Origin of the sequence: Enterococcus sp. 7F3_DIV0205 (genome assembly GCF_002141365.2) — a bacterium.
In the GTDB taxonomy this organism is placed as follows: domain Bacteria; phylum Bacillota; class Bacilli; order Lactobacillales; family Enterococcaceae; genus Enterococcus_L; species Enterococcus_L palustris.
In genome coordinates, this window is record NZ_CP147244.1 from 994,255 (window position 1) to 1,008,807 (window position 14,553).

Below are 14,553 nucleotides of genomic sequence, written 5' to 3' on the forward strand. Positions count from 1 at the left end.
TTTTCATGAAATATAGTCTAAAGCTTTCAAAAGTTATGAAAACTTCATGTTTTATTGCCTTTTTTTGAAAAAATAACATATTTACTGAAAAAAAGCAATGTTTTCTGTCAAGATTGTCCTACTTTTTTATCAAACAGTTCGTTTTTCTTTCGTGTATATCAGAAGCTATGTTTCTATTTTTAAATAAAGTTTTCCAGAATTTCTGCGTAAGCTGTAGGCGTTGCAGCCAAAAAATATTCACGCTTAGTAAATGTTAATGGCTTTCCTTCTATATTAGAGTACTTGAATCCAAACTCATCCAACAAGACCAAACCAGCTGCATAATCCCAAGGGCTAAGATTTGAAATGTAGCCGATATGATTCCCTTTAAGCATTGCGATCAGTTCCACTCCAGCACATCCACTGACTCTGATTCCCATGCTTGCATGTCCAATTTCTCCAGCTGAATGAATATTTTTCCCATACATATAGGCATTCATCCCCAATAAGCCTTTTGATAAAGAAACATCATTTGGTTGTGCTAGCTTTTGCTCATTCAGAAATACTCCGCGGTTCTTCCCACCCCAGTACAACTCATCTTTCATTACATCGTAAATGAAACCTAATTGTCCAATGCCTTCTTCAAAAACAGCAATCATAATACAAAAATTTTCCTGTTCCATCACAAAATTCATCGTACCATCAATCGGGTCGATGATCCAGACACGACCAGTTAGAGAATCAATTGTATCATACCCTTTTTCTTCAGCTAAAATGCGATCATTAGGATAATATTGGTTTATTTTTTTAATAAAAAATGATTGTGTTTCTTCATCGATGTTTGTAACTAAGTCCGTTCTGCCCGACTTTTGAGAAACCGTCAGTTCATTGGTCAAGCTCACGCGAATGTATCCTGCGGCTTCCATCAACCATTTTTTGATTTCAATGATCATTTTTTCCGTTGTCATTTTAATCAGCTCCTAGTTTCAATTTACCTGACTCTTGTTTCTTTGCTTGTTGGAGTGTTCGGTATAAAGAATAACCAGACACTTTTTGAAATTCATTTCCTAAACGTTTTTCTTCCCCAATACTTTTAACTACCGTTTTAAATTCTTTATACGTACTTAAAAAAGCTTTGGTGTCGATTCCTGTTTCATTTGCTTGTTCTACCGCTGACCAAAGATTGGTCACAATCACCATTTCATCTGTTGTCCAGTCCAGATCTAAAGGATATTGATAATCTTTCATGTCTTCACCTCATCTTTTAGTTTATCACAGGCTAAGAAAAATTTTCTATAGTCTGTTAGTTAGTTCTTCTTATTATTTTGCCAGTTGGTCAAAATCGGTAAAAATAAAACACCTTTTTCTATTTCTACTTTTTGAGCTGAATATATCCCTGTATTTCCTGAACACATATAGCTGATCAAACAAATCATAAAGAAAAATAATGCAGCCTCACTTCCAAATAGTTCGATTCCCATGATGAAACAAGCAATTGGCGTGTTTGTTGCTCCTGAAAAAACACCAATAAATCCTAATCCAGCTAAAAATGGAATGGATAAATGAAGGATCAGTGCTAAGCTACTACCTAATGTCGCACCAATTTCAAATAATGGTGTCACCTCACCACCTTGGTAGCCTGCACCTAATGACAATGCCGTGAAAAAAAGTTTTCCGAGAAAATCAAACCAGTGATTCTCTCCACTAAACGCCTCTTTGAGTAAAGGTAAACTTAGTCCTAAATAACGTTGCGTTTGCAACATAAAAACAGCAACTACTACCACCGTTCCACCAACAAAGTTTCGTATCACAACATTTTCAAACCAGTTAGCGTACATTTTTTTGATCCACACGATTGAACGACTAAACAGCCAACCGACTAAACCAAAACACACACCTGCAATCACTATTTTAATAAACAATATCAATGACCAATCGGGTATTGACCCCATACCATAGTGTGTATGTGTTATACCAAATGATTCAGTAACAAAATTGGCAAAAAACGCAGCAAAAAAACTAGGGAAAAGCCCATCAGATCGCAAACGTCCAATTACCAGGACTTCTAACCCGAAAATCGTACCTGCCAGAGGCGTTCCAAAAACAGAACTAAACCCCGCGCTGATGCCACTAATAATAACAATTTCGCGTTCAACCTTATCTAGTCGAAAAAGACGCCCCACTGCATTTGCTACTGTCCCTCCCATCTGAACAGCAGTCCCTTCTCTGCCAACTGAGCCACCGAATAAATGCGTTGTAATAGTCCCAAACAAAGTAAGAGGAATAAGACGTAACGGAATGTTTTCTTTTTCACCATTTGCTTGATCAATCACAAGATTATTTCCTCGAACCGCATTATCACCATATCTTTTATAGAGAAAAGCAAAAATGGCACCACTTATTGGTAAAAAAAATAGCAGCCAAGGATTGTCCAATCTAATTTGAGTCACTACGTCTAAACTTTTCAAAAAAAAGGCCGACAGTGCCCCCATTATCAAACCAATCAATAAACTGATCGTCAACCATTTGACCATATACAGGCTAATTTTTATCGGCATATTTAATTCACTTTTCATTTGGACATCTCCTTATCAATACATCAACTACTCTATGATACCACTTCTTAAATCTGCGCTGTTCAATTATAGCAATTTTTATCCAAAGAAACGAGAAATAAATAAGTGATTTCTTGTCACTGATCAATTTAATCAAAATAAAAATAGCCTCACACTAAAAAGCACTTGCAAATGCTTGTTAATGTGGTACTATAAGCAGGAAATTTTCAATTCCTCTACTCTCTTTGTCCCTTTAACTTGATCGTTTATTTAATTAAAACTGTAAAGAGAATCTCCCAACCGATTATTCTCACATAATGAAAGGATGTTTTCATTGAAAGAATTAACACATGGCAATCCTGCAAAACTAATCTTTTTCTTTACGATCCCACTATTGATTGGCAATATTTTCCAACAATTCTATAATATGGCTGATATGATCATCGTTGGACAAACCTTAGGTAAAGATGCTTTAGCCGCGGTTGGTTCAACCGGAAGTATTACTTTTTTGATTATTGGTTTTGCTCAAGGGTTGACAGCTGGGTTGTCCATCTTAACATCGCAACGTTTTGGCGCACAAGATTATCGGGGAGTGAAAAAAAGCTTTGCTATCGGAATTATCATCAGCACCATCGTAACAGTTATTTTGACTGCGTTGAGTCTGTTTTTTGTTCGTCCTATACTGCAATTAATGCAAACTCCACCAGAAATCATAGAGGATGCTCAAACGTTTATTTCTATTATATTTATCGGAATCTTTGCAGCAATGGCCTTCAATTTATTATCGAATGTGATTAGAGCTTTAGGAGATAGTCGAACCCCTCTGTTATTTTTAATAATTGCTAGTGTTATCAATGTTGGGCTAGACTTGATTTTGATACTTAATTTCCACATGGGCGTTGCGGGAGCTGGTATTGCAACTGTTACAGCTCAAGTTATCTCCAGTCTTTTATGTGTGGTCTATATTCGGTGGAAAATCCCTAATCTTCAATTGCGTAAAAAGGATTTTGTCATCGATAAACGTGAGTTTCGGGCACATTTAGCTATTGCATTGCCTATGGCGTTTCAATCATCTATAATTGCAATCGGTGCTATTATCTTGCAAGCTGCGTTAAATAGTTTAGGAACAGACGTTGTGGCGGCTCAAGCAGCTGCAGGAAAAATTGAACAGTTTGCGACTCAACCAATGATGTCATTTGGTATCGCCATGGCGACATTTGCCGCTCAAAATTATGGTGCGAAAAAATACAAACGAATTTTACAAGGCGTCAATCAATGCCTTGTAATGAGTATTGGCTTTAGTCTTTTGGCTGGCGGAATTGTTCTATTCTATGGTCAGAATCTAGTGACCCTTTTTATCAGCGGGAAAGAAACAGAAGTACTCAACCTTTCTCAAATTTACTTTAATATCAACGGCAGTATGTATTGGTTGTTAGCAATCTTGTTCATTATCCGTTATACTTTACAAGGACTTGGACAAAGTGTGATTCCGACTATAGCAGGAATTATGGAACTGATCATGCGTTCTTTCGCTGCCATTATCTTAACTGCATCACTCGGCTTTGTCGGTGCTGCTTTAGCCTCTCCATTGGCTTGGGCAGGCTCTGTCATTGTGTTGCTAGCGTCTTATTTCAAGGCAATCAAACATTTAAAAAAATTAGAGCATGAACAATTAATGGATACACATTAATTTATGCACTTGATCAAAATAGAAAAGTCGACTGATTCTCAAAATGAAAATCAGTCGACTTTTTTTATTAAATAGATTGTTTTCTTGGGAAAAATTGGCGCCATTTTGCTTTTACTGAGTTCGTCATCGGCTCAGATGCTTCTTTGACTGCGCAATATTTGTCAACCATAGTAACGATATAACTCTCTTTATACTTTGGTGGAGCAATTGTAGCACCCCACATATGTTTGATGATGATATCACGTTCTAAATCTGAAAGTTCGGTTAACTTTTCAGCATTTTTAACTGCAATTCTTGGATGCATATACGCATGAGATCCTTCATCGAACTTCGTCGTACGCCAATCGTAGTAAAATAAATCATGTAAAAGCCCAGCACGAGCTGTCGCTCTAGCATCACCATTCCATTTTTTAGCTAGTTTATAACTATAATAAGAAACGCTGATTGAATGATCTAAACGAGTCGAATGAACATGCTGCGTGTAATTGCCTAAACGTTGTACTTCTTCCGTTTCCAATAAATCTTCCACATAAGACATATATTCCTGATCTTCACGCCATTTTTCAGTCATTAATTCTGGTTCCACCTTTTTAGAGACTTATAATTTTTATCTTTTCTTACTTAATTTAAGAAATAGTCTTTTTTAACTTGATGAAAGTATAGCACCTTGATTTTACAAATGCTAGGATTTTTGAATTCCGTAACTAAACTTTAATATTTACTTTATAACTATATAGTTACTTCTTAAAAAAAGAATTTTATATCATCAGGCTTTTACTATTCTTATCCCTATTTTTCATTCTGGTTTTTCGCAAATTCAGCTTTGATCTCTATAAAGGATTGAAAGACTCGTAAAAATTGAAAAAGTTGGGCGCGGTTTTCAAACTCTTTTCTAGTTTTCGGTAATTCTTTATTCCTGTATGCTTCATACACTAAAGCAATTCTATCCAAGATATCTTGTCCATCATTATTTTCCGCAAATGTTTCAGCGGTATATTGCAATAGTTCTTGAATATTGCCTACTTGTTCCGGTTCAACTGTGATGTTTTCTAATATTTTCAGCATCTCTTTCAAGCTATTACTTTGTAGACGACGCATCGTAAAATATTCGATATAGTAATGATTTGAAGAAATCAATTGATTCTCAGCATGGTTCTTCGCCCAATTTTGACCAGTTCGGATGAACTGTTTTAAGTCGTTACATTTTTCAAACAAATTTCTTTCTTTTCCGTGCTGATTTAGATACGCTGCCATATTATTCAATATTTTACGAAACATCGTTTCAATAACTTCTTGATCTTCTTTTAAGCGTTTTTCTGTATCTGGCATATACAAGTTCATGAGTAAGGCAAACCCAACCCCTATCGTCATTAATAAAAACTCATTTCCAATGATCGACCAAGATAAATCTTGTTCGACTAAATATTGCGTTACTAAGACTGAACTCACTACAATCCCATCTGAAAGTTTGCAATATACTGCCGCTGGAATAAATAAAAGCAAGTAAACCCCGAAGGCAAGAGCATTGAACCCTAGAATAGAAAAACATAAATAGGCAATAGCAGTAGCTAGCGCTAAAGAAAGTAAACGGTAAAATCCCGTTAATAAAGAGGTTTTCTTTGTGTTTGTCACACTCAATACAGAAATAATACCCGCTGATGCTGGATATAATAACCCTAAACTCCCTGCAACGATCATTGACAAGGTCGCACTCACTGCGGTCTTGATTGTTCGTAATCCAATTTTCATTTGACTGCTCCTCACAAAATAATTAATCTTTTGTTTTATTACTAGTAATTTTACCTCTATTTCGGTTATCATTAAATAGAAAACTGATTAAATGTTGATTATAGGAGAGAAAGCTCATGGAAGTCGGTCCTTTTCGTTTAGGTATGCGTACATTGAAAACAGCTCTAGCTGTTATGCTCTGTATTATTTTGTTTAAAGTATTCGATCGTGGAGCACCGATGATTGCGGCTCTAGCAGCAGTTTTTTCATTACGACAAGATTTAACCACTAGCCTTACTTTTGGAAAATCGAGAATCCTTGGTAATACTTTAGGTGGAGGGTTGGCGATCGTCTACTTTTTAGTGAAAGATTTATTCTCTAATGATTTTTTAGTTGAACTATTTTTATTGCCTTTTTTAGTGATTGTAGTGATTGTGATTTCTGATGGTATGAACAATAATTCAGGGATTATTTCTGCAATTGCGACGTTGTTATTGATTTCATTAAGTATTCCTCAGGGTGAATCGTTTTATTTTGCATTATCCAGAGTGATTGATACATTTATCGGGACATTTATCGGAATCGGTTTAAATTTCTTCATACGGCCAAAACCAGTAGAAGAAGAACATGAAATCGAAGAAGATCTGGCAGAATTAGCCAAAAAAGAAAAAGAATTAGAAGAACTTAAACAAAAAATCAACTTGAAAAAACAGGAATCTGATAACGCTAAGAAATAGAGATACGGCTTAAGTTTAGGCGATAACACTTTGTGTTGTCCTCAAAACTCAAGCCGTATTTTAGTTACTCATGTACAATTAGGTCCATTGGTTGCGGACCCGCTAAACCAATAAAGACAAAATCTTCATCCCCAGTATTTTTCATTCCATGTTGTTCACCTGGTAAAGATACGATGATGTCACCTTTAGAAATCTGAACCTCTTCCCCTTCCCCTGGAAAGAATGTTCCGGTTCCTTTTGTAACAAACCAAAGATCATCTGATGTAGTATGCGAATGATTAACTACACTTTGTCCTGGCTTCAAGCACCATACTGCACCAGCAGTCTTTTCTGTTTCATAAAAAATTGTTTTCTTGCCTTCATGATTACAAAAATTGCATACTGCATCTAACTTAATTAATCGTTCGTCCATTCTTGTTTTTGACATCCTACATCTAATCCTTTCTGTTTAAAATCAACTAAATAACTGTACTAGTCGAAATAATTGTTGAGCGGTTTCTCTGATTGCTTCAAGTGTATTGTCACGGTCAAGGACTTCTCTTTCAGAGGCGATTTTCCTAATGGTTGGGAAAAAAGCATCGATTCCTTTACTATTACACATTGCTGCATCTTTTGAAACGCCCCCTGATAGTGCAATGACTGGTTTATTGTATTTTTTTGCCATAGACGCAATTGCCACTGGTACTTTTCCCATCATGGATTGAGCATCCAGCATACCTTCTCCTGTTATAACTAAATCATGTTGTTCGATGTGATCCTCTATATCGATGATTCTTGCTACTTCAGCAAACCCCGAAACGATTTCGCTATCAAAGTAAGACAACAGTGCAAAACCTAGACCACCTGCAGCCCCAGCACCTTTTGTGTGTTGATAGATCGTTTTCGTCAATTGATTGGTTAAGTAAGCAAAGTTTTTAAGTATAGTGTCGATTTCATTTTCATCTTCTTTGGTTACCCCTTTTTGCTTGCCAAAAATCAACGTTGCGCCATTTTCTCCATATAGTGGATTTTCTACATCACTTGCTATTCGTATCGAGCATTGTGCTAGTTCAGGTAAAACTGAGGAATCATCGATTTTGCTTAAGTGCTTCATATCTTTCAGCAAATGCCCAAGGGATCGTCCCTTAGCATCTAGAAAGTTGTATCCTAAAGCATTTAGAAGTCCGATACCACCATCGTTGGTTGCACTTCCCCCCAGACAAACAATAAATTTACGATACCCTGCCTTGATCCTTCTCTTCATCAATTGACCTAAGCCAAATGAAGTGGCACACCATGGATCACGTTCATCTTTTTCAACTAACATGATCCCTGATGTTTCAGCTACTTCTAAAATGACAGTTTCATGATCAACACCGTACTTCGCATTTACTTCTTGACCTAGCAAAGGTCCTTGAACGGTTTCAGAATAAATAAAGTCAGGTTCGTTGTAAAATAAAGCTTCGATGGTTCCTTCTCCCCCATCTGCGATTGGAAATACATTTACCTCAACCGCTTCGTCCATGTTAAAAGATTCTTTGATTCCTTTTTTAGCGGCTTCCCCAACTTCAACTGATGTTGCACTGCCTTTAAACGAATCCATCGCTACTAGTATTTTCAAACGATCACCTTCCATCATTTATTGCAAACTATCCATTTACCACATTCATTGGTTGCCCATTGAGATAGGCTCTTACATTTTCCACAGCGATATTCATTAAACGTAAACGTGATTCTTTTGACGCCCAGGCAATATGAGGCGTAATAATTATATTTTTAGCTTTCAACAAAGGATTGTTTGCTTCAATCGGTTCTTTTGAAACAACATCCAAAGCAGCTCCACCTACCTTACCTGACGCCAAAGCATCTGTCAGATCTTGCTCATTGATCAATTGTCCTCTAGAGTCGTTAATGATCAATACACCCGTTTTCATTTTTGACATATTTTCTGTATTAATGAACCCTTCATTTTCTGCAAGTAATGGACAATGTAAGGTAATGACATCCGAGTCAGTAAATATCGTTTCAAGATCTACTAAGGTCTCTTCATTGGTCGTACTTTCATCTGCCTTGCCATTCGTTGCAATCACATTCATCCCTAAAGCTTGAGCAATCTCTCCAACTTTTTGACCGATCCTGCCATAACCAATAATTCCTAAGGTTTTGCCAGATAGCTCTATTAACGGATAATTCCAATAACACCAATCCTTAGAATTAGTCCAATCACCATTTTTAACACTATCTGAATGCGCTCCGATGTGATGACATAGTTCCAATAATAATGCAATCGTGTATTGAGCCACCGCATCTGTACCATAGGTTGGAATATTTGTTACGATAACGCCTTGCTCTTTAGCAGCTGTTACATCCACTACATTATAACCTGTTGCTAGAACTCCAATGTATTTTAAGTGTGTGGCTGTTTGAATGACTTTTTTTGAAATAGGTGTTTTATTTGTTAAGACAACTTCCGCATCACCGATTCTTTTAATCAGCTCGTCATCCGAAATAAGACTTCGATCATAAACAGTCAAATTACCTAAGGCTTCTAATCCATCCCAGGATAAGTCTCCTGGATTTTCTGTATAGCCATCAAGAACAACAATATTCATCGTTTGTTTCTCCTTTTCTTTTTTAATCTTCCAATAAAGCCCATGCACGATTGATTACTCGTTTAGTTTGCGCAACAATTACGTCTGCATCTTCATTTTCTCGTGGCGTTACTTCAAAAGATAAGATCAGCGGTTCTTCTTTATTAAAGAGTCCTTCTTCTTTACATATTTTGAAAAAGTCTGTTAATTCTGCTGTATCATTTGCACTGTTTGGATAGCCAAACCTTGGATGCTGATCGCCATATGCATCAAACCCTTCTTTAACAACAGCATTTCCAATATGCAAATGTGTAATATATGGACGAGTGGTTTGAATAACAAATTTGCTTGTTTCATACGTTGTCGGAAAATGAGATAAATCAACGATCAATCCAAAATTATTGCAACTTTTACGAACGTCTGCCGCAAATTCAGCTGCTAACGGCGCAGGACCAATCAGCGATTTTTTATCCATATCATAATCAAATACTTCTAGTTCTACCATCATTCCTTTAGTCCCAGCATATTTACAGACATTTACCGTAGTTTTTAATAACTGATTATACGCCTCTGATTTCGTAGCTTCCTCCCAGTGACCTGATAAAAAGGCAATCCCTTTAGCACCTAAATATTCTGCTTCATCAATCGCTTCAAGCAACGTTTTTTCTGCTAAGATCCGGTCGTCTTCAATCAGTGCATTGGGATTAAGTCCTGGACCTAAAAGTCTAGGCTGAGCCCCATAACCAACTCTTAGTCCTGATTGTTCCAACAATTGCTTCACTTCTAAGCGCGTTTTATCATCTTTGATTTGGGTAATTTCAATGGCTCTAAAATCGGCGTCTTTAGCTATTTGTAAAAGTGTTTCTTTTAAATCATACTCTTTTGGCGGATAGCTCATCCATTGAATCAAACCTAAATCAAAATACGTTTCAATTTTTTCTTTCATTTCTATCTTCTCCTTTTGATCCATTTTTTATTTTCTTCCTATACGATCTAGTCTCCAAAATTTTTGATTTGGTCAAGTGCACCACCCATATCACAAAGCTGTTCAGGTTCACAAATAACATCAATCACATACGTTTTACCTGAATCAACAGCACGTTTAAATGCGTTTGACAAGTCTTCTGGATCGAAAACCCGCTCTCCTAAACAACCAAAACCTTCGGCTACTTTTACATAATCAATCAAACCATCTTGGTTATAGGGCATGTCTACACCGTATTCAAAATCATATGCTGAAATTTGATTTTGGCGAATCAATCCTAGATAGGCATTATTCACAATAATCACAATAATTGGTTTTTTAAATGCTGCGGCAACAGCGATTTCTTCTCCCATAAAAGTAAAACCAAAATCTCCTAAGACGGTGACAGATGTTGCACTTGGATCTGCTACTTTCGCACCAAATGCTGCTGGCACTTCAAACCCTAAGGTTCCCGCACCTCCTGATGGTAAATAACGACGAGGACGATCAATATCTTGTAATTGACCACTCCAAATCTGAGTGATACCGCATCCTGCTGTATACATTGTGTTTGAATCAAAGAATTGATTCATTTCTCTAAAGACACGGTGGGGTTTGATCGGTTTGTTTTCAAAATCCGTTTTTCTAGCTAATTCCTTTCTAAGCTGAGGAAGTTCACTGATTCCTTTTCTATTTACTTGTGTCATACCGCGTGAATCAATAGCTGTTAGCAAATCATTGATTGCTTCTTTAGCATCTGACACAACTCCAAGATCTGGCGTAAATACTTTTCCAATTTGATTTTTTTCTATATCAATATGGATAAATTTGCGCCCTTGTCTATAAACATCTAAATTTCCTGTATGACGATCAGTAAAGCGATTGCCGATACCGATGACTAAGTCAGAGTCTAGAAAAATTTTATTCCCAATTGGTTGTCCGACTTGAATCCCTGCATGACCCGCGTTTAAAGGATGTTCAATTGGTACGCCACCTTTTGCCATATACGTTTGTATAATCGGAATTTGAAGTCTTTCTGCAAACTGAATCAGTTCTTTTTCTGCTTTCGCTAAAATCACGCCGCCTCCCATAATAATTACGGGAGCTTTCGATGCATTGATCATATCTAATACTTGATTGATTTGAGTAGGCGTAGCTTTTACGGTTTCCACTTTTTTCGGTTCATACTCATTGATATCAAAATCGATTTCAACTTGTTGAATATCCAGAGGCAAATCAAGTAAAACAGGTCCAGGTTTTCCAGAACGCATAATATAAAATGCTTCTCTCAAAATAGCAGGAATTTCTTCGGCATCCATAGGACAATACACTTTCTTACATACAGTTGAAGCAATACTTACCATATCAACACATTGAAAGGCATCTTGTTTCATTTGCCAGCTATTTGCTTGTCCTGTTATGGCAAGCAGTGGGATTGAATCAATATTTGCCGTATACAAGCCCGTAACAAAGTTTGTTGCACCAGGACCTGAAGTACAAATAGCTAATGCAATATCATGTGTGGCACGGTAGTAACCATCTGCCGCATGAACACAAGCTTCTTCATGTCGCATACAATAATGTTCGATCGGTGCTGTTTCCAAATATTTGTAAACCGGATTTATGCCAGCTCCTGGTATACCAAAAGCATCTTTGATTCCTTCTTTGACCATGATTTGAACTATTGCTTCTGCAGCTTTCATTTCATTTCCTTCTTTCTATTTTTCATTTTATTTCACCATGTGGCATTGCGTTTCACTTAACAACATGTTACCATGACTCCATAAAGTGGTCTTTGACTCTTTCAAACGAAAAACAGTTCATCCTTTTGTACAAGATGGACAAATACACTTCGATGAAAAAAGCAGGAGGTAACGTATGAATGAAAAAAAGGTAAAATTAAATCAATCGGTGATAAAAACATTTACTATTATCGAAAGCTTTACTAGCGCTAAACAAGAAATGTCACTAGTTGAGATTGCACAAGCAGTTGAATTACCCAAATCTACGATTTTACGATTTTTATACACACTTATGACATTAGGCTATATTGAACAAAATCGGGAAAACCAGCAGTATTCATTATCTAAAAAATTTGAGGTCATATCAGCAAATTTAATCTCTTCTGAAAACCTGATTCAACTGACGCAACCCGTGCTTTATCGATTGTCTTCTTTATTAGCTGAAGCTACTTGTTTATCCGTACGTGCTGGAGATCAACTTGAATACATCAATTCGATTGACAGTCAAGAAAGAATTTTAAGCATTACCCAGAAAATCGGGAAAAGGGCACCTTTATACTGTACAGGCGCAGGAAAATTATTTTTATCGACCTTTCCAAAAGAAGAATTAGAGCGTTACTTTGAAACTGTCGAATTACAACCATTTACACCCAATACAATCACTGATAAACAACAGCTTTTGACTGAAATTCAACAAGTTAAAAAACAACAATTTGCTGTTGATAATGAAGAATGTGAACTAGGTGTTTTTTGCATTGCAACACCTATTTTAAATTCCGCCAATCAAACAATTGCCGCAATCAGTGTATCCATTCCCACCATTAGAATAAGTGAAGAAAAAATTAAAACAGTTTTAAACTTATCAAAACAAGAAATAGCGACTATCAACTAAATTAGAAATAAACATCTCATTGAGAGAGCTATCTTTAACCAAATCAAAAGGAGAGACTATTATGAAAAATCTTAGAGAGGTTTTAAGCATTCCCCGTTTTTCAGACTTAGTAGTTTTAAACCAACAGGCAAATTTAGATGTCCCTTTGCATACAGTCGAGATATCAGAAACACCTGATGTCGCAAATTACCTATCTCCTCATTCCTTACTCTTAACAACTGGTATGGCATATAAAGATGATCCTGATCGATTATGCGAACTGATTGAGCACTTAAACAACCTTCCTAGCGCTGGATTAGCAATCAAGTTAGGTCGCTTCATCCCACAAATAAATAAAAAAGTTCTCGATTTTGCTGATTCACTTAATTTTCCTATCATTCAAATTCCGATGAACCGAACCTTAGGTGCTATTTCTCATAAATTACTGAGTCATGTGTGGAGTGATCAAACAGAAGAAATGTTTTTTTCGCTTGAAATCCAACAAAAATTTGCTGAAATGCTTTTTCGCGGTGCTTCCACACCAACTCTAATCGATCAATTAAGTCACATGATCAAACAGCCAATTATGCTGATCGATTCATTTGGCGAAGTTTCCGCATCTAGTCGCAGTCATAATGTGGCAGATTTTTTAAGCTCTGCAAAAAAAGAACAACTTATAACACACTTAACCTCCAATCAAAAAAAAGCAAAGAAAGAATCTTTCTTATTTGAAATAAATGAACAGGAACAAACTTTAGTAAGTGTTATTCCTGTACCTTCAGATAGTTATATTCCATATCTATTGATCATTTTCAAAGTCGATCAATTAAGCTATCCTTTTTCACAATTTGCAATCGAGCAGTCATTGATCATTTTGGCACTTTCGATTTATAAAGAGCAAACAATCAAACATGAAAGTCGTTTAGCAAAACTGCATTTATTCCATCACTTGCTCCACCCTGATAAAAATAGCTATCCATTAGATTTTGCTAAACTCCCATCGATCATCAATTCATTTGAATCAAATTATTTCCGAGTAGTCACAGCCTTAGTCCAAATACCTAAAAATAAACTCTTTCATGAAAAAGAAATTGACTTGTTTATTTATGACTTTGTAGAAAAATATCTATCTGAAAAACATGGTAGTATTTTACTTTTACCTACCGACGAAGATAACCAGTATGCCTTACTATTTAGGAACAAAGAGAATCTGCAATCTATACTTGAAGAGTTACATGATAAAGTTTTTGACTTGCTAGGTGTTACGCTTTATTTTGGCATCGGTGATCCTGTCAATCAATTGAACTTGTTTCATTTTTCGTATAAAGAAGCCAAAAGTACGCTTCAAACAGTCCCTTCACGGACAAATTTCATTTTTTATAATACTGCTCAAGGAATCAATCGAATCGCCGAAAATTTATCAGAAGAAGAAATGAAGCACTTCTGCCAGTCAATATTAAAGTGTCTAGCTTATCCCACAAACCAGACAAATGTGGAACTCAGAAAAACCTTAACGACCTATTTAGACTGTCAATGTAAAATAACTGAGACAGCTGAACAACTTTTTGTCCATCGAAATACAGTAAAGTATCGTATAGAAAAGTGTAATCAATTATTTGGCCAACCAGTAGATGATTCTAAATTATCACTTAAACTACGAGTAGCTTTGTCCCTTTCAGAAAATGAAAGCGCAGTCTGATCAATTGTGAAACACTGA

14 protein-coding genes are annotated in these 14,553 nt (G+C 36.2%); 4 read left to right on the forward strand and 10 right to left on the reverse strand.

Annotated features, from left to right (window positions below; translation table 11 throughout):
• Nucleotides 1-179 precede the first annotated feature (179 nt).
• The 3 genes from A5821_RS04685 to A5821_RS04695 are packed head-to-tail and all read right to left on the reverse strand — an operon-like array spanning nucleotide 180 to nucleotide 2,555.
• Complete coding sequence (locus A5821_RS04685; RefSeq protein WP_086313433.1) at nucleotides 180-947, reverse strand: inositol monophosphatase family protein; 768 nt, start codon at nucleotides 945-947, stop codon at nucleotides 180-182.
• Between the two features lies 1 nt (nucleotide 948).
• Entirely contained in the window at nucleotides 949-1,227 is a 279-nt protein-coding gene (locus tag A5821_RS04690; RefSeq protein ID WP_086313434.1) for a UPF0223 family protein, read from the reverse strand.
• A 59-nt stretch (nucleotides 1,228-1,286) separates the two neighbouring features.
• Nucleotides 1,287-2,555, reverse strand: coding sequence for a voltage-gated chloride channel family protein (locus A5821_RS04695; protein WP_086313435.1), 1,269 nt, complete (start codon nucleotides 2,553-2,555; stop codon nucleotides 1,287-1,289).
• A 313-nt stretch (nucleotides 2,556-2,868) separates the two neighbouring features.
• On the opposite strand from A5821_RS04695, the gene A5821_RS04700 reads away from it, so the two are divergent.
• Nucleotides 2,869-4,224, forward strand: coding sequence for an MATE family efflux transporter (locus tag A5821_RS04700; protein ID WP_086313436.1), 1,356 nt, complete (start codon nucleotides 2,869-2,871; stop codon nucleotides 4,222-4,224).
• 67 nt (nucleotides 4,225-4,291) lie between these two features.
• On the opposite strand, the gene A5821_RS04705 is transcribed toward A5821_RS04700, so the two are convergent.
• Both A5821_RS04705 and A5821_RS04710 read right to left on the reverse strand, forming a co-directional pair.
• Nucleotides 4,292-4,795 (reverse strand): HD domain-containing protein, encoded by a 504-nt coding sequence (locus tag A5821_RS04705; protein WP_086313437.1) that lies wholly within the window; start codon nucleotides 4,793-4,795, stop codon nucleotides 4,292-4,294.
• A gap of 218 nt (nucleotides 4,796-5,013) precedes the next feature.
• The gene (locus tag A5821_RS04710; protein ID WP_086313438.1) at nucleotides 5,014-5,973 is read right to left on the reverse strand and encodes an aromatic acid exporter family protein; all 960 of its coding nucleotides are present in this window, start codon (nucleotides 5,971-5,973) and stop codon (nucleotides 5,014-5,016) included.
• 116 nt (nucleotides 5,974-6,089) lie between these two features.
• Here A5821_RS04710 and A5821_RS04715 point away from each other — a divergent pair, with 116 nt between their 5' ends.
• Nucleotides 6,090-6,689: an FUSC family protein gene (locus A5821_RS04715; protein WP_086313439.1), complete on the forward strand. Its 600-nt coding sequence runs from the start codon at nucleotides 6,090-6,092 to the stop codon at nucleotides 6,687-6,689.
• A 64-nt stretch (nucleotides 6,690-6,753) separates the two neighbouring features.
• On the opposite strand, the gene A5821_RS04720 is transcribed toward A5821_RS04715, so the two are convergent.
• The 5 genes from A5821_RS04720 to A5821_RS04740 are packed head-to-tail and all read right to left on the reverse strand — an operon-like array spanning nucleotide 6,754 to nucleotide 11,926.
• Nucleotides 6,754-7,116: a cupin domain-containing protein gene (locus A5821_RS04720; protein ID WP_086313440.1), complete on the reverse strand. Its 363-nt coding sequence runs from the start codon at nucleotides 7,114-7,116 to the stop codon at nucleotides 6,754-6,756.
• A gap of 27 nt (nucleotides 7,117-7,143) precedes the next feature.
• Entirely contained in the window at nucleotides 7,144-8,289 is a 1,146-nt protein-coding gene (locus A5821_RS04725) for a glycerate kinase (protein WP_086314310.1), read from the reverse strand.
• A 28-nt stretch (nucleotides 8,290-8,317) separates the two neighbouring features.
• On the reverse strand, nucleotides 8,318-9,280 hold the full coding sequence (locus A5821_RS04730) for a D-2-hydroxyacid dehydrogenase (protein WP_086313441.1): 963 nt from the start codon (nucleotides 9,278-9,280) through the stop codon (nucleotides 8,318-8,320).
• A 22-nt stretch (nucleotides 9,281-9,302) separates the two neighbouring features.
• The gene (locus A5821_RS04735; RefSeq protein ID WP_086313442.1) at nucleotides 9,303-10,205 is read right to left on the reverse strand and encodes a sugar phosphate isomerase/epimerase family protein; all 903 of its coding nucleotides are present in this window, start codon (nucleotides 10,203-10,205) and stop codon (nucleotides 9,303-9,305) included.
• A 47-nt stretch (nucleotides 10,206-10,252) separates the two neighbouring features.
• Nucleotides 10,253-11,926 (reverse strand): thiamine pyrophosphate-dependent enzyme, encoded by a 1,674-nt coding sequence (locus A5821_RS04740; protein WP_086313443.1) that lies wholly within the window; start codon nucleotides 11,924-11,926, stop codon nucleotides 10,253-10,255.
• A 175-nt stretch (nucleotides 11,927-12,101) separates the two neighbouring features.
• Here A5821_RS04740 and A5821_RS04745 point away from each other — a divergent pair, with 175 nt between their 5' ends.
• Together A5821_RS04745 and A5821_RS04750 are read left to right on the forward strand one after the other, a co-directional pair.
• On the forward strand, nucleotides 12,102-12,857 hold the full coding sequence (locus A5821_RS04745; RefSeq protein WP_086313444.1) for an IclR family transcriptional regulator: 756 nt from the start codon (nucleotides 12,102-12,104) through the stop codon (nucleotides 12,855-12,857).
• A gap of 61 nt (nucleotides 12,858-12,918) precedes the next feature.
• Nucleotides 12,919-14,535, forward strand: coding sequence for a PucR family transcriptional regulator (locus A5821_RS04750; protein ID WP_086313445.1), 1,617 nt, complete (start codon nucleotides 12,919-12,921; stop codon nucleotides 14,533-14,535).
• Nucleotides 14,536-14,553: the final 18 nt, after the last annotated feature.